Consider the following 15,156-nt stretch of genomic DNA (forward strand, 5'->3'; position numbering starts at 1 on the left):
GCGCGGGGGGAACGCGGAACGGTCACGAATCGGCGCTCGGCCCGGGACGGGGACGGCCGGCGTGCCTACACTCCGGCGAGGCCCGCCCCGACCGGGCGGCCCACGACGCGGTGGGGTGCCCCGTCACGCTCGGGAGCGGCCCGTCGGGACCAGGAGTGAGTCGATGCGGGTCGGGGTTCCCCGAGAGGTCAAGAACCGGGAGTACCGGGTGGCGCTCACCCCGGCCGGGGTGACGGAGCTGACGCGGGCCGGGCACGAGGTGCTGGTGGAGCAGGCAGCGGGCGAGGGCTCCTCGATCCCGGACGCCGACTTCACCGCCGCGGGGGCGCGGATCGTCGCCTCCGCCGACGACGTGTGGGCCGACGCCGACCTGCTGCTCAAGGTCAAGGAGCCGGTGGCCGAGGAGTACGGCCGGCTGCGCTCGGGCCAGACGCTGTTCACCTACCTGCACCTGGCCGCGTCGCAGGAGTGCACCGAGGCGCTCGTCGCCTCCGGCACCACCGCGATCGCCTACGAGACGGTGCAGACCGCGGACGGCGCCCTGCCGCTGCTCGCCCCCATGTCGGAGGTCGCGGGCCGCATGGCGCCACAGGTCGGCGCACACTGCCTGGAGCGGGCGCACGGGGGCCGGGGGGTCCTCCTCGGTGGGGTCTCCGGGGTGTACGCCGCCAAGGTGGTCGTCATCGGCGCCGGCGTCTCCGGCATGAACGCCGCGGCCATCGCGCTCGGCATGCAGTCCGAGGTCGTCGTCATGGACCGGGACATCGACAAGCTGCGCGCCGCCGACCGGATCTACCAGGGCCACCTGCAGACCGTCGCCTCCAACGCCTACGAGGTGGAACGCGCCGTGCTGGACGCCGACCTCGTGATCGGCGCGGTGCTCGTGCCCGGCGCCAAGGCCCCCACCCTGGTGAGCAACGAGCTGGTCGCCCGGATGAAGCCCGGCTCGGTGCTGGTCGACATCGCCGTCGACCAGGGGGGCTGCTTCGAGGACTCCCGGCCCACCACCCACGACGAGCCGACGTTCCGCGTGCACGACTCGGTCTTCTACTGCGTCGCCAACATGCCGGGTGCGGTACCCAACACCTCGACGCACGCGCTGACCAACGTCACGCTGCCCTACGTGATGGCACTGGCCAACGAGGGAACCTCGGCCGCCGTCCGGCGCGACCCCGCGCTCGCGCACGGGGTGAACGTGGTCGCCGGCCAGGTCGTGCTGCCCGAGGTGGCCGAGGCCCACGGCATGACCGCCGTGCCGCTCCAGGAGGTGCTCCACTGACGAGCGCGCTGTCCGCCGGCCCCGCCGTCGAGCGGGTCGTGACCGGCTACCTCGACCACCTGACCGTCGAGCGGGGCCTGGCGGCCAACACCATCGCCTCCTACCGGCGGGACCTGCGGCGCTACACCGAGTACCTCGGGGCCGCGGGTGTCGGCGGCCTGCGGGAGGTCGCCGAGTCAGACGTCGCGGGCTTCCTCGCCGCGTTGCGCCGGGGCGACGACGACCACCCGCCGCTGTCGGCGACGTCGGCCGCCCGCGCCGTCGTGGCCGTGCGCGGGCTGCACAAGTTCGCCCTGCTGGACGGGCTGGTGCCCGACGACGTCGCGCACGAGGTGCGTCCGCCCACGCCGGCCCGGCGCCTGCCGAAGGCCATCCCGGTGGAGTCCGTGATCGCCCTGATCGAGGCGGCCGGCGCGCTGGAGGGCCCCCGCGGGCTGCGCGACCGGGCGCTGCTCGAGGTGCTGTACGGGACCGGTGCGCGCATCTCGGAGGCGGTGGGCCTCGCCGTCGACGACCTCGACCGCGGGCAGAGCACCGTCCGGCTGGCGGGCAAGGGCGGCAAGGAGCGAGTGGTGCCGGTCGGCAGCTACGCGCTGCGCGCGGTCGAGGAGTACCTGGTGCGGGCCCGCCCGGCCCTGGCGGCCAACGGCACGGCCGGTGTCCGCGGGGGCGCGTTGTTCCTCAACGTGCGGGGCGGCCCGCTGTCCCGGCAGAGCGCCTGGTCCATCCTCCGGACGGCGGCGGAGCGGGCCGCGGGAGCGGGCGGGCTGGACCCGACGGCGATCTCCCCACACACCCTGCGGCACTGCTTCGCGACCCACCTGCTGGACGGCGGCGCCGACGTCCGCGTCGTCCAGGAACTGCTCGGCCACGCCTCGGTGACGACCACGCAGGTGTACACGCTGGTGACCGTGGACCGGCTCCGCGAGGTGTACGCGACGAGTCACCCACGCGCCCTGAACTGACAGACCGACGGCGGATCGTTCGGCGAAAGTTGCGGACGATTCGGCTTGAGTAGTCACACTGGTTGGCATTCGTCGCCATGTCGACACGTCGACGGCGTGCCGCCTTGGGAAGGTCTGCCCTCCTCCCTAGCGTCTCTCCTACCCGAGCGGACAGACGGCTGACCGCACCCCGGAACGTCCGGGCCGGGCATGAGCTGGAGGCGACTACCCATGGCGATCCGAGCGGACGCGGCCTCTGCCGTCGCGCGCCCGCACGACACCGACCCCGAGATGGGGGCGGCCGCGCTGCGGCTGGACCCGGCACGAGCGCGTCAGCGCCGGCTGCCGGACCCCAAGCCGCTGACCGAGCACGGCCCGGCCCGCGTCATCGCGATGTGCAACCAGAAGGGCGGCGTCGGCAAGACGACGTCCACCATCAACCTGGGCGCCGCGCTGGTCGAGTTCGGGCGCAAGGTGCTGCTCATCGACCTCGACCCCCAGGGTGCGCTGTCGGTGGGGCTGGGCGTCCCGGCGCAGAACATGGACCGGACGATCTACAACGTCCTCATGGAGCGGCGGACCAGCCTGCGCGACGTGCGGGTGGCCACCGACATCCCGGGCCTGGACCTCGTGCCCAGCAACATCGACCTGTCCGCCGCGGAGGTGCAGCTGGTCAGCGAGGTCGCCCGCGAGCAGACCCTGCTCCGGGTGCTCGCCGACGTCGTCGACGAGTACGACTACATCCTCATCGACTGCCAGCCCTCGCTCGGCCTGCTGACGGTCAACGCCCTCACCGCCGCCCAGGGCGTCGTGATCCCGTTGGAGTGCGAGTTCTTCTCGCTGCGCGGCGTGGCCCTGCTGGTCGACACGATCGACAAGGTCAAGGAGCGGCTCAACCCGTCGCTGGAGATCAACGGCATCCTCGCCACCATGTACGACTCCCGGACCGTGCACTGCCGGGAGGTGTTCAGCCGCGTCGTCGAGGCGTTCGGCGACACCGTCTTCCAGACCGTCATCCAGCGCACCGTGCGGTTCCCGGAGACCACGGTCGCCGGGCAGCCGATCACCACGTGGGCCCCCACGTCGACGGGCGCCGCGGCGTACCGCGACCTCGCCAAGGAGGTGCTCGCACTGTGATCGAGCGTGCGGGATCACACATGGGTGCAGCGACTCAGGTCATGCTGCCGACGAGCGACGGCGAAGAGGTGTCGGCATGACGCGCCGGCCCGTTCTCCCGGGTGCCTCGGAGCTGTTCCGCCGCACCGACACCGCGTCCGCCGCGGAGGTCACCGAGCTGCCCAGCCTGCCGACGCCGGCCAGCTCCCCGGCGCTGCGCAGCGCCCGCCGCGGCGGCGAGTCCGCCGCGGAGGCAGCCGCGTCGCTGACCCTCGTCCCGGGCGGGGCGCAGCCGGCCGACGACCTCGCCGCCTTCCGCGGCGCGGCCGCCGAGCCGGCCCCGGCCCCGGTCCTGCAGCCGAAGGTCGCCACCCGTGGTCGGCCGGCCCGCGGCCGCGCGGAGCGGACCAAGCACGACGAGAAGATCACCGTCTACATCTCCGCCGACGAGCTGCTGGCCCTCGAGTCCGCGCGGCTGACGCTGCGCGCCCACCACGGGCTGGCCGCCGACCGCGGGCGGATCGTCCGCGAGGCGATCTCGGTGCTGCTGGCCGACCTCGGCGAGCGCGGCGAGGACGCCGTCCTGGTCCGCCGCCTCCAGGGCAGGTGAGGGCCGGACGCCTACCCTCGGCGTCCGTGAGCGAGAGCACCGGAGCGGTTCCGCCGGCCGACGAGGCCGCCGGAGCCGCTCCGGCTCGTTTCACCGTCAAGCTCACCAACTTCGAAGGTCCGTTCGACCTGCTGCTGCAGCTGATCGGCAAGCACAAGCTCGACGTCACCGAGATCGCGCTGTCGACGGTCACCGACGAGTTCATCGCCCACCTGCGGGCGCTGGGCGACGAGCTCGACCTCGACCAGGCCAGCGAGTTCCTGGTGGTCGCGTCCACGCTGCTCGACCTCAAGGCCGCCCGGCTGCTGCCGGCCGCCGAGGTCGACGACGAGGAGGACCTGGAGCTGCTCGAGGCGCGCGACCTGCTCTTCGCCCGGCTGCTGCAGTACAAGGCCTACAAGCAGGCGGCGGCGTTCCTGCGCGAGCGCGAGGCCGCAGCGGCCCGGCGGTTCCCGCGGCAGGCCGGGCTCGAGCCGCGGTTCGCCGAGCTGGTGCCCGAGGTCTCGCTGGAGCTGACCCCCCAGCAGTTCGCCGCGCTCGCCGCCCGGGCGCTGGCGCCCAAGGTGCCCGAGACGGTGAGCGTCTCCCACCTGCACGCGCCGCCGGTCAGCGTCTCGGAGCAGCTGCTGCTGGTCCGCAACCACCTGGTCCGCTCGGGCACCGCGAGCTTCCGCGCGCTCACGGCCGACTGCGGGCACACGCTGGAGGTGGTGGCCCGGTTCCTGGCGCTGCTCGAGCTGTACCGGCAGCAGCGCGTCGTGTTCGAGCAGCTGACGCCGCTGGGCGACCTGCACGTGCGGTGGACCGGCGACACCGTCCCCGACCCGGCCGGTGCGCCGGCCCCCGATGCCGACGAGGAGTACGGGTGACCGACGACCGCCCCGAGCAGGACCGCCCCGAGCAGGACCGCCCCGAGCAGGACCGCGCCGAGCAGGACCGTGCCCCCATCTCGTGGGAGGCGCTCGCCGCCGAGCTGGCCGCCACCCGCGAGGAGGCGGCCCGGCGCGGCGACGACGACCCCACCGCCTGGGACGCCGTGGCCGCGGAGCTGGCGGCCCGGGTCGCCGAGCGCCCGGTGGGGGAGCAGCCGGTCCCCGCCGTCCCGGCCGACGACGAGCCGGGCCGGCTCCCGGAGCCGGCAGCCTTGCCCGCGCCGGAGCCGGAGCCGGAGCCCGAGCCGGAGCCGCTGGAGCTGCTGGACCCGGTCGAGCTGCTCGGTGGGCTGGAGGCGCTGCTGTTCGTGATGGACGACCCGGTGGACACCGACACCCTCGCGGCCGCGCTGCGCTGCCCGGCCGACCAGGTGCGCGCGGGGCTGGCGGAGCTGGCAGCGGGCTACGACGCGCGCTCGGCCGGGATCGTGCTGCGCCGGGTGGGGGAGGGGTGGCGGCTCTACACCCGCGAGGAGCACGCCGCCGTCGTCGAGCGGCACCTGGTCGACGGCCAGCGCAGCCGGCTCACCCAGGCGGCCCTGGAGACCCTCGCGGTCATCGCCTACCGGCAGCCGGTGACCCGCGCCCGGGTGTCGGCCATCCGGGGTGTCGGGGTGGACGGCGTGATGCGCACGCTGCTCACCCGCGGTCTCGTGCACGAGGTCGGCAGCGACCCCGACAGCGGCGGCGGTCTCTACGCGACGACGCCGCTGTTCCTCGAGCGGCTGGGCCTCAGCGGCCTCGACCAGCTGCCCGAGCTCGCGCCGCTGCTGCCGGAGACCGCCACGGTGCTCGACGAGCACCCCGACGTCTGATCGTCGGGCAGCCCGGGCGCCCGGGTCAGGAGCGGGAACGGCGCGGGGGCACGAAGCAGACGGCGGAGGCCACGAAGGTCGCGATCCCGGCGGCCAGCGCGACGCGCAGGGCGGTCCCCGACGCCGCGGTCGACGCCGGGCCGCTGCCGACCCAGAACGCGCCGAGGAGGAGGAGGGAGACCACCGCCAGCGGCGCCCCGATCCGCGCATCGCGCCTGCGGCCCGCCGCGTCGCCCGGCGCGCGCAGGGACACGAGGAGCACGACCAGCGCGATCCCCGAGAGGGCGAGACCGAGCAGGCCCGCCAGGCCGGCGCCGATGTTCGCACCGTCCTCCGGGTCCCCGGTCGCGAGGGCGAGCGCGAACAGCGCCCACGCGATCGTCGCCACCGCGGCGAGGACCAGGCCGACCGTGCGCGTGCCGTTCATGGGGGCATCCTGGAACGGCCGGGCCGCCGGACACCAGCCTTTCGGCCGGGTGTCGCCCGTGCGGGGCGGCGCGCGGCGGACCGCGCCGGGCGCGGGTGGGAGACTGGGCGGCGATGAGCGACGCGACCCCGAACGACGAGAGCACCACCGCGGCCGGCGACGGCTGGTCCGAGGACATGGAACTGGCCCCTGCGCACCCGGGCGACCGGCCGGCCGCCGGCCCCGGTGACGACCGGCAGGGCGAGCGACTGCAGAAGGTGCTGGCCCGGGCCGGTGTCGCGTCGCGCCGCGTCGTCGAGGAGATGATCGACGCCGGCCGGATCGCGGTGAACGGCGAGCAGGTGCGCGTGCAGGGCATGCGGGTCGACGCGCAGCACGACAAGATCGCCGTCGACGGCGTGCGCCTGGAGATCCGGGACGACCGGGTCACCTACGCGCTGAACAAGCCACCGGGCGTCATCACCGCGATGAGCGACGACCGCAACCGCCCCACCGTCGGCGACATGGTGGGCGACCTGGCCAAGGGGCTGGTGCACGTCGGCCGGCTCGACCAGGACACCGAGGGGCTGCTGCTGGTCACCAACGACGGCGAGCTGGCCCACCGCCTGGCGCACCCGAGCTACGAGGTGCGCAAGACGTACCTGGCCCAGGTGTCGGGGTCGGTGCCCCGCGACCTCGCCCGGCGGCTGCGGTCGGGCATCGACCTGGACGACGGGCCGGTGAAGGTCGACTCGTTCCGCGTGGTCGACACCCACGCCGGCCAGTCGGTGGTCGAGGTCGTGCTGCACGAGGGCCGCAAGCACATCGTCCGCCGGCTGCTGGCCGCGGTGCACCTGCCGGTCTCGCGGCTGACCCGGACGGCGGTCGGCCCGATCGAGCTGCGGGCCATGCGGTCGGGCACCATCCGCCGGCTCAGCCGGCAGGAGGTCGGCGCGCTCGAGGAGATCGTCGGGCTCTGAGCCCGCCGGGCCGGCGTCTGGTGGCGGACGCCGGCCCGCCGTCACGCCGGGGCCACCTTGACGGGGGTGGTGAGCACGCGGTCGGCGCCGACGAACCGCTCCGGGCCGGTGAGCCGCACCGGCGCGATCAGCCGCAGGTCCTCGCTCGAGGTGCCCACCGACAGCAGCAGGTCGCCCGGCTCCACGACCCGCCGCAGATCACGGCCGGTGAACGACGCCCGGTCGGTGTGCACCGTGAAGGTGACGCGCGCCGAGGCCCCGGCCGCCAGCTCGACGCGGCTGAACCCGATCAGCCGGCGCACCGGCTGGACGACGCCGGCCACCGGGTCGGAGAGGTAGAGCTGCACCACCTCGGTGCCGGCCCGGTCCCCGGTGTTGGTGACGGTGCAGGCGACGGTGACCGTGCCGTCGGTGGGCACCTCGGCGGGCGCCCGCAGGTCGTCGAGGGCGAAGGCGGTGTACGACAGCCCGAAGCCGAACGGGAACAGCGGGGTCGGGTCCGCGGAGCTGATGCCGCCGGCCCGGCCGAGCGCAGGGCTCAGGTACGTGGCGGGGGAGCCGCCCGGCGTGCGGGGCACCTGCACCGGCAACTTGCCCGACGGGTTCACCCGGCCGCTCAGCACACCGGCGACAGCGCCGGAGCCCTCCTCGCCCGGGAAGAACGCCTGCACCACCGCCTTGGCCCGGCCGACCACCTCGCCGAGCGCGTAGGGGCGACCGCTGAGCAGCACGACCACGACCGGTGTGCCGGTGGCCAGCAGCGCGTCGAGCAGCTCGGACTGGACGCCGGGGAGCCGCAGGTCGTCGGCGTCGCATCCCTCGCCGGAGGTGCCGCGGCCGAACAACCCGGAGACGTCGCCGACGACGGCGACGCAGACCTCGGCGTCCTCGGCGGCACGGACCGCCTCGGCGATGCCCGACCGGTCGGGCTGCTGGACCGAGCAGCCGCGGGCGGAGGTGACCGTGGCGCCGGGGTACTCGCTGCGCACCGCGTCGAGCAGCGTCGGCAGCTCGATGCCCAGTGGCACCTCGGGGTGCTGCACGCCCACGTGGTTGGGGAAGGCGTAACAGCCCATCAGTGACAGCACCTCGTCGGCGCACGGGCCGACCACGGCGACCGACGCCGGCTCGCGGAGCGGCAGCAGACCCGCGGAGTTGTCCAGCAGCACGACCGACCGCTCGGCCATGGTTCGGGCCAGCGCCCGCATGTGCGGCGGGTCGAGGTCGGGCGTCCGGCCCTCGCGCAGCACCTCGGGCTCCGGGTCCCAGCCGGCGTCGAGCAGACCGAGCTCCCCCTTCTGGCGCAGCACCCGCTCGACGGCGCGGTCGACGAGCTCGACCGGCAGCTCACCGGTGCGCAGCTTCTCCAGCAGCGGTTCGCCGTAGCAGCGCACGGTGGGCAGCTCGACGTCCACGCCGGCGGCCAGGGCCAGCGCGGCGGCCTCGCCGGGCGAGCCGGCCACGCCCTGCGTCGTCTGCAGGAAGGAGATGCCGAAGTAGTCGGCCACCACGACGCCGTCGAAGCCCAGCTCCCCGCGCAGCAGGTCGGTGAGCAGGCCGGCGTCGGCGGCCGGCGGCATCCCGTCGACGGCGGCGTAGGAGTGCATGACCGACCGCGCGCCACCCTCGCGCAGCGCCGTCTCGAACGGCGGCAGGACGACGTCGGCGAACTCGCGCGGGCCCAGGTGGACGGGGGCGTGGTTGCGGCCGGACCGGGAGGCCGCGTAACCGGCGAAGTGCTTGAGCGTGGCGACGACGCCGGCACTCTCCAGGCCCCGCGTGTACGCCGCGCCGAGGACGGCGACGAGGTACGGGTCCTCGCCGATGGTCTCCTCGGTGCGCCCCCACCGGTGGTCGACCGCGACGTCGAGCACGGGGGAGAGGCCCTGGTGGACGCCGACCGAGCGCATCAGCGCACCGATGCCGGCGGCCATGGTGCGCACCGTCCCGGGGTCGAACGAGGCCCCCCACGACAGCGGCACCGGGAAGACCGTGGCCTGCCAGGCGGTGAACCCGGCCAGGCACTCCTCGTGCGCGATCGCCGGGATGCCGAGCCGGGAGCCCGCCACCAGGTCGCGCTGCGTCTGGGCCAGCACCCTGGTCGCGGTCAGCGGCTCGACCGGCCCGGTGCCGAACACCCGGGTGAGCTGCCCGAGCCCGGGCTTGGTCAGCTCCTCCCACGGAGGCAGCGGCTCGCTGAACTCGTGCTGGTTGGGCGCGACGTCCTCACCCTCGCCGATGGCCGTCCACACCCCGTAGAGCTGGGCGACCTTCTCCTCGAGCGTCATCGCCGCCATGAGGGCGGACACCCGCTCGGGCAGCGGTCGGGTCGGGTCGGTCCAGGGGAGGGGGCTCGGCTCCGGGACGGCGGGAACCGCGGGCTCGATCACGGACGGTGCTCCAGGGGTGCGGGGGAGGAGGTCAGCGCGGGCGCGCTGCGGTGGAGGCGCGGGGGACGAGGGAGGTGGCCAGCTCCATCCGCTGGGTGTCGAGCTGGCCGCCGGTGATCAGCCGGTGCAGCATCCGGCCGGCCATGCGCCCCATGTCGGCCAGCGGCTGGCGGACCGTGGTCAGCGGCGGGGAGGACCAGCGGGCCATCGGCAGGTCGTCGAAGCCGACGACCGACAGGTCGCCGGGCACGGAGAGCCCGGCCTGGCGGGCGGCCTCCAGGACGCCGAAGGCCTGCTCGTCGCTGCCGGCGAAGATCGCCGTCGGCCGATCGGGCAGCTCCAGCAGCGTCCGCGCCTGGTCGTAGCCGCCCTCGTGGTGGAAGTTGCCGTGCCGGACCAGCTCGGGGTCCACGCCGATGCCCGCCCGCTCCAGCGCGGCGCGGTAGCCGTCGATGCGGGCGCGGCTGCACAGGAACGCCTCGGGGCCGCCGACGACGGCGATCCGGCGGTGGCCCAGCTCGATGAGGTGCTCGGTGGCCGCCAGGCCGCCGGCCCAGTTCGTCGCGCCGACGCTGGGCACGTCCTGCCCGGGCATGTCGACCGGGTCGATGACGACCACGGGCAGGTGCGAGCCGCCCAGCCGGCGCTGGTCGGCGGTGGTCAGCCGGGAGGTGACCACGAGGGCACCCTGCCGGCCGCCGTTGATCAGCGACTGCACCCAGTCGGCGCCGGGCGCGCGGGCCAGGGTGGTGACGACGACGTCGAGCTCGCTCTCGGTGATGCCGCGCAGGATCTCCACCGCCCACGGGCTGTCCAGCGCGGTGAAGACCACGTCGACCAGCGGCCGGTCCGTGCCGGGGGCCCTGCGCACGAGCGGGACGTAGTTGTGCTCCTCGAGCAGCTGGAGCACCAGCGCGCGGGTCGCGGGGGCGACGTCCTGCCGCCCGTTGACCACCTTGGACACGGTCGGCAGCGAGACCCCGGCGGCGGCCGCGATGCTGGCCAGCGTGGGCCGGCCCAGCTGGTGAGTGGCCACCGGGCACCCCTTCCTGTCGATGTCCCGCGGGCGATCCGCCGGCGCTGCCCAGCGGTCCGGACCGTGGTCCGCATCACCGTGGCAGGCCAGCACAAGGTATCGAAAGTTTCGAAGCTCCGAAACCCTGACTGGGGCAGAGTCGCACCATGGCCCGTACCTGCGCTCGGCGTCAAGTGGTGCCGAACGGGGTGGCGGGGCCCAGGATCACGCCGGAGTAACGACCTCGTTGACACCCATGGTGACCGGGCTTACATTCTCGCAACTGCTCGAAACTTTCGGTTTTCAACGACGAAACAGGAAGGTGGCGGTGGGGATGTCCTCCCGGCGTCTGACCCGTACGGCCTGGCAGGCCGGCGCGCTCCTCATGGCAGGCACTCTGGTCGCCTGCGGCTCTTCGGGCCCCGGTGGTGGCGGCGACGGGGGAGGTGGCGGCGGCACCGGCCAGGTCTGGGCCCTGGAGGACGCCGCGCTCAACCCGATCGAGGAGGCCTCGATCGAGCGCTTCAACGAGAGCTCCGACGCCGGCGAGCTCGAGCTGGCCACGTTCGGCAACGACCCGTACAAGCAGCGCCTGCGCGTCGCCATCGGCTCGCCCAACGCCCCTGACCTCTTCTTCAACTGGGGTGGTGGCAACCTCAAGGAGTACGTCGACGCGGGCGAGGTGGAGGACCTGACCCCGCTGCTCGACGAGAACCCGGAGCTGCGCGAGGCCTTCCTGCCCAGCGTGCTCGCCGGCGCCGAGCTCGACGGCAACGTCTACGGCCTGCCGATGCGCGGCATGCAGCCGGTGATGCTCTTCTACAACGACGCCGTCCTCGAGTCCGCCGGCGTCGAGGTCCCGCAGACCTGGGACGAGCTGCTCGCCGCGGTCGACGCCCTCAAGGCCGCCGGCGTCACGCCGATCGCGCTGGCCGGCACCCAGGCCTGGACCGAGCTCATGTGGATCGAGTACATCCTCGACCGCGTCGGCGGCCCGGAGGTCTTCCAGGCCATCCGTGACGGCGAGGAGGGCGCCTGGGAGGACCCGGCGGTCCTGGAGGCCCTGACGATGCTGCGCGAGCTCATCGACCGTGGAGCCTTCGGCAACGACTTCGCCTCCGTCGGCTACGACGTCGGTGGCGCCTCGACGATCCTGGCCCAGGGCGGTGCCGGGTTCCACCTCATGGGCTCGTGGGAGTACACCAACCAGCTCAACGACAGCCCCGAGTTCGTCGAGGCCGGCGACCTGGGGTGGGCGACCTTCCCGGCGATCGAGGGCGGCGAGGGTGACCCGTCCAACCTCGTGGGCAACGTGTCGAACTTCTACTCCCTCACCACCTCGTCGGAGAACAAGGAGGCGGCCCGCGAGTACCTGCGGACCGCGCTGACCGACGACGAGTACATCTCCGACCTCATCGAGGCCGGTGACGTGCCGCCGGTGCAGGGCGTCCGTGACCAGCTGGCGGAGACCGAGAACGGCGACTACGCGACGTTCATCTACGACGCGACGGTCGATGCGGACAACTTCCAGCTGTCCTGGGACCAGGACCTGCCGGCCGACGAGGCGACCGAGATGCTGACCCAGCTGGAGCAGCTGTTCCTCGGCAACCAGACGCCGCAGGGCTTCGTCGACGCGATGTCGGCTCTCTGACGGCATCGGCCGGTAGGGCAGCCAGGGCACGGCGCAGCGGACACAGGACAGGGGAAGCAGGCATGGCGGTCACCCGGCAGGACCGGCCCTCGGGCTGGTACCTGGCACCGGCACTGACGTTCTTCGGGGCGTTCGCGGTGCTGCCGATGGTCCTGGTCGTCTACCTGAGCTTCACCTCCTGGGACGGCTTCGGGATGCCCGAGCTATCCGGGGTGGGGAACTGGGAACGCCTGATGGACGACGGTCGGGCGTGGGACTCGCTGTGGCTGACGTTGGTGTTCATGGTGCTCACCTGGCTCGTCCAGACCCCGATCGCACTGCTGATCGGGGTCTGGGCGGCCGGGCGCCAGCGCAACCGGGCGATCCTCAGCTCGCTGTTCTTCCTGCCGCTGCTCCTGTCGACGGCGGCGATCGCGCTGCTGTGGGCCGCCGTCCTCGACCCCAACTTCGGGGTCACCCAGTCGTTGCCGTTCCTCGGCAACTTCAACTTCCTCGGCAACACCGAGCTGGTGGTCTACACCGTCGTGTGGGTGATCAGCTGGCAGTACGTGCCGTTCCACACCCTGCTCTACCAAGCCGCCGCCCGGCAGGTGCCGCAGAGCCTGTACGAGGCCGCGACGCTCGACGGCGCGGGGCGCTACCGGCAGTTCTTCACGATCACGCTGCCGTTGGTGAAGTACACGATCATCACCTCGACGGTGCTCATGCTCGTCGGCTCGGTCACGACGTTCGACACGATCCTCATCCTCACCGGTGGCGGGCCGGGGACGGCGACGCGCATCCTCCCGCTGCACATGTACATCACCGGCTTCAGCGGGTACGAGTTCGGCTACGCCAGTGCCATCGCGGTGCTGCTGCTCCTCCTGGGCGCCGGGCTCTCCCTCGCCGTCACCCAGGCCACCGGTTTCCGGAAGATGCAGAGCCAGCAGGAGGGCATGTGAGCGACCGGGCGCCACTGGGCGGGGACAGCGTGACGGGCGGTCGGTCGGGCGCGGTGGGCGTGCGGACGGCCGAGGCGCCGCCCTCGCCGATCGCACCGGTACCGGAGGTGCCCGAGCGCCAGCGGCGGCGGGTCTGGAAGCGACGCCGGGGCCACGGCCGCCCGAACGTCCTGGCCGGGGTGCTGGCCACGATCTGGCTGATCGTCGTCGCCGTCCCGCTGTACTTCCTGGTGTCGGCGAGCTTCCGCACCCGGTCGGACTACCTGTCCGACAACCCTCTGGCCCCGCCGCCGGAGCCCACCCTCGAGAACTACGCGACGGTCCTCACCGGCGACTTCCCGACGTACCTGCTCAACACGCTGATCGTCACGATCGCGACCATCGCCATCGTCGTCGCACTGACGGTGCCGGCCGCCTACGCCGTGGCCCGCAACGCGGGCAGCGCAGTCCAGCGCGGCTTCTCGCTGATGCTCGTCGGGCTGGCCATCCCGGCGCAGGCCGCGATCATCCCCGTCTACCTGATGATCACCCAACTGCGCCTGTACGACACCCTGCTGGCGATCATCCTGCCGACGGCGGCGTTCGCCATGCCGGTGGCGCTCCTGGTGATGACCAACAGCCTGCGGGAGATCCCCCGCGAGCTGTACGAGGCGCAGACCCTCGACGGCGCCGGGCCGTTCAAGGCGCTGCGCCACCTGGTGCTCCCGCTGGCCAAGCCGGCCATCACGACCGTGGCGGTGTTCACCTCGCTCACCGCGTGGAACGGCTTCCTGTTCCCCCTGGTCCTCACCCAGTCCGTCTCCACCCGCGTGCTCACCCTCGGCCTCTGGGACTACCAGGGGCAGTTCGGCACGAACGTGCCCGCCCTGCTCGCCGCGGTGACGCTCTCGGTGATCCCGATCTTCGTCCTGTACCTGGTCGGCCGCCGGTATCTGCTCAGCGGCCTGACTGCCGGCGCCGGCAAGTAGCCCGGCCCGCCCCGTCGAGAGGAACCCCATGGCGTCCGTCACCTACGACCACACCCGCTGCGTCTACCCGGGCGCCGACCGCCCGGCGGTGGACCAGCTGGAGCTGCAGATCGAGGACGGCGAGTTCCTGGTGCTGGTCGGGCCCTCGGGCTGCGGCAAGTCCACCTCGCTGCGGATGCTGGCCGGTCTCGAGGAGGTCACCGACGGCCGGATCCTGATCGGCGAGCGGGACGTGACCGACGTGCCGCCCAAGGACCGGGACATCGCGATGGTCTTCCAGAACTACGCGCTGTACCCGCACATGACCGTCGCCGACAACATGGGCTTCGCGCTCAAGATGGCCGGCGTCGGCAAGGCCGAGACCGCCGAGCGGGTGCGGGCGGCCGCGCGGCTGCTCGATCTCGAGGACTACCTGGACCGCAAGCCGCGGGCGCTGTCGGGCGGGCAGCGCCAGCGGGTGGCGATGGGCCGGGCGATCGTGCGCAAGCCGCAGGTGTTCCTCATGGACGAGCCGCTGTCCAACCTCGACGCCAAGCTGCGGGTGCAGACCCGCACCGAGATCGCCTCGCTGCAGCGCCGGCTCGGCGTCACGACGGTCTACGTCACCCACGACCAGACCGAGGCGATGACGATGGGCGACCGGGTCGCGGTGCTCAAGGACGGGCTGCTCATGCAGGTGGGCCGGCCCCGCGAGCTCTACGAGCGCCCGAGCAACGTGTTCGTCGCCGGATTCATCGGCTCCCCGGCGATGAACCTGTTCACGCTGCCCGTCGTCGCCGGCGGCGTCCGGTTCGGCGACGACGTGCACCCGGTGCCGCGAGAGGTGCTCGACCGGGCGTCCGGCGCGTCGGTGACCCTCGGGGTCCGCCCGGAGGACCTGGAGGTCAGCGCGCACGGGCCGGCCATCGAGATCGACGTCGTCGAGGAGCTCGGAGCCGACGCCTACGTCTACGGCCGCACCCGGGCCGGTGACGGCGAGCACCTGATCACCGCCCGCGTCGACGGCCGCACGCCGCCGCGGAAGGGCGACGTCCTCCACGTCACCCCGCGGGCGGGTCGCGTGCACCTCTTCGACGGGACCACCGGCGAGCGCCTCGGCGACTGAGCCG

The 15,156-nt window shown here is 73.4% G+C and carries 14 protein-coding genes; 11 read left to right on the forward strand and 3 right to left on the reverse strand.

Features of this window, described 5'->3' with window-relative positions; genetic code table 11:
• Positions 1-163 precede the first annotated feature (163 nt).
• From ald to scpB, 6 genes are all read left to right on the forward strand, one after another.
• Positions 164-1,279, forward strand: coding sequence for an alanine dehydrogenase (ald, locus tag ACI79T_RS12170; protein WP_456610324.1), 1,116 nt, complete (start codon positions 164-166; stop codon positions 1,277-1,279).
• Between the two features lie 38 nt (positions 1,280-1,317).
• Positions 1,318-2,244, forward strand: a complete 927-nt coding sequence (locus ACI79T_RS12175) for a site-specific tyrosine recombinase XerD (protein WP_456610325.1) — start codon at positions 1,318-1,320, stop codon at positions 2,242-2,244.
• A gap of 210 nt (positions 2,245-2,454) precedes the next feature.
• The gene (locus ACI79T_RS12180; RefSeq protein WP_456610326.1) at positions 2,455-3,360 is read left to right on the forward strand and encodes a ParA family protein; all 906 of its coding nucleotides are present in this window, start codon (positions 2,455-2,457) and stop codon (positions 3,358-3,360) included.
• Between the two features lie 76 nt (positions 3,361-3,436).
• Entirely contained in the window at positions 3,437-3,949 is a 513-nt protein-coding gene (locus ACI79T_RS12185; RefSeq protein WP_456610327.1) for a hypothetical protein, read from the forward strand.
• A gap of 26 nt (positions 3,950-3,975) precedes the next feature.
• Positions 3,976-4,818: a segregation and condensation protein A gene (locus tag ACI79T_RS12190; protein ID WP_456610328.1), complete on the forward strand. Its 843-nt coding sequence runs from the start codon at positions 3,976-3,978 to the stop codon at positions 4,816-4,818.
• Positions 4,815-5,696: an SMC-Scp complex subunit ScpB gene (gene scpB, locus ACI79T_RS12195; protein ID WP_456610329.1), complete on the forward strand. Its 882-nt coding sequence runs from the start codon at positions 4,815-4,817 to the stop codon at positions 5,694-5,696. The genes ACI79T_RS12190 and scpB overlap by 4 nt, the downstream gene beginning before the upstream one ends.
• Positions 5,697-5,721: 25 nt before the next feature.
• Here scpB and ACI79T_RS12200 read toward each other — a convergent pair whose 3' ends face one another.
• The gene (locus ACI79T_RS12200) at positions 5,722-6,123 is read right to left on the reverse strand and encodes a hypothetical protein (RefSeq protein WP_456610330.1); all 402 of its coding nucleotides are present in this window, start codon (positions 6,121-6,123) and stop codon (positions 5,722-5,724) included.
• A gap of 113 nt (positions 6,124-6,236) precedes the next feature.
• Between ACI79T_RS12200 and ACI79T_RS12205 the strand changes: the two genes are divergently transcribed.
• Positions 6,237-7,082: a pseudouridine synthase gene (locus tag ACI79T_RS12205; protein ID WP_456610331.1), complete on the forward strand. Its 846-nt coding sequence runs from the start codon at positions 6,237-6,239 to the stop codon at positions 7,080-7,082.
• A 41-nt stretch (positions 7,083-7,123) separates the two neighbouring features.
• On the opposite strand, the gene ACI79T_RS12210 is transcribed toward ACI79T_RS12205, so the two are convergent.
• Positions 7,124-9,472, reverse strand: a complete 2,349-nt coding sequence (locus tag ACI79T_RS12210) for a beta-xylosidase/alpha-l-arabinosidase (protein WP_456610332.1) — start codon at positions 9,470-9,472, stop codon at positions 7,124-7,126.
• Between the two features lie 31 nt (positions 9,473-9,503).
• A complete protein-coding gene (locus ACI79T_RS12215) occupies positions 9,504-10,508 on the reverse strand; it encodes a LacI family DNA-binding transcriptional regulator (protein WP_456610333.1) in 1,005 nt (334 codons plus the stop codon).
• Between the two features lie 313 nt (positions 10,509-10,821).
• Here ACI79T_RS12215 and ACI79T_RS12220 point away from each other — a divergent pair, with 313 nt between their 5' ends.
• The 4 genes from ACI79T_RS12220 (at position 10,822) to ACI79T_RS12235 (ending at position 15,152) form a co-directional block, all read left to right on the forward strand.
• Complete coding sequence (locus ACI79T_RS12220) at positions 10,822-12,138, forward strand: extracellular solute-binding protein (protein ID WP_456610334.1); 1,317 nt, start codon at positions 10,822-10,824, stop codon at positions 12,136-12,138.
• A 62-nt stretch (positions 12,139-12,200) separates the two neighbouring features.
• Positions 12,201-13,079 carry a carbohydrate ABC transporter permease gene (locus tag ACI79T_RS12225; protein ID WP_456610335.1) on the forward strand — a complete coding sequence of 293 codons (879 nt, stop codon included), beginning with the start codon at positions 12,201-12,203 and terminating at the stop codon, positions 13,077-13,079.
• Positions 13,076-14,047: a carbohydrate ABC transporter permease gene (locus ACI79T_RS12230; protein ID WP_456610336.1), complete on the forward strand. Its 972-nt coding sequence runs from the start codon at positions 13,076-13,078 to the stop codon at positions 14,045-14,047. Before ACI79T_RS12225 ends, ACI79T_RS12230 begins: the two co-directional genes overlap by 4 nt.
• A 28-nt stretch (positions 14,048-14,075) precedes the next feature.
• On the forward strand, positions 14,076-15,152 hold the full coding sequence (locus ACI79T_RS12235; RefSeq protein WP_456610337.1) for an ABC transporter ATP-binding protein: 1,077 nt from the start codon (positions 14,076-14,078) through the stop codon (positions 15,150-15,152).
• Positions 15,153-15,156: the final 4 nt, after the last annotated feature.

Source organism: Blastococcus sp. SYSU DS0619, from assembly GCF_054051035.1.

What these genes read in the sequence shown, in the direction of transcription:
- ald (WP_456610324.1), top strand. Translation starts at nt 164, where the DNA reads ATGCGGGTCGGGGTTCCCCGAGAGGTCAAGAACCGGGAGTACCGGGTG.
- ACI79T_RS12180 (WP_456610326.1), top strand. Translation starts at nt 2,455, where the DNA reads ATGGCGATCCGAGCGGACGCGGCCTCTGCCGTCGCGCGCCCGCACGAC.
- ACI79T_RS12185 (WP_456610327.1), top strand. Translation starts at nt 3,437, where the DNA reads ATGACGCGCCGGCCCGTTCTCCCGGGTGCCTCGGAGCTGTTCCGCCGC.
- ACI79T_RS12200 (WP_456610330.1), bottom strand. Translation starts at nt 6,123, where the DNA reads ATGAACGGCACGCGCACGGTCGGCCTGGTCCTCGCCGCGGTGGCGACG.
- ACI79T_RS12205 (WP_456610331.1), top strand. Translation starts at nt 6,237, where the DNA reads ATGAGCGACGCGACCCCGAACGACGAGAGCACCACCGCGGCCGGCGAC.
- ACI79T_RS12220 (WP_456610334.1), top strand. Translation starts at nt 10,822, where the DNA reads ATGTCCTCCCGGCGTCTGACCCGTACGGCCTGGCAGGCCGGCGCGCTC.
- ACI79T_RS12225 (WP_456610335.1), top strand. Translation starts at nt 12,201, where the DNA reads ATGGCGGTCACCCGGCAGGACCGGCCCTCGGGCTGGTACCTGGCACCG.
- ACI79T_RS12235 (WP_456610337.1), top strand. Translation starts at nt 14,076, where the DNA reads ATGGCGTCCGTCACCTACGACCACACCCGCTGCGTCTACCCGGGCGCC.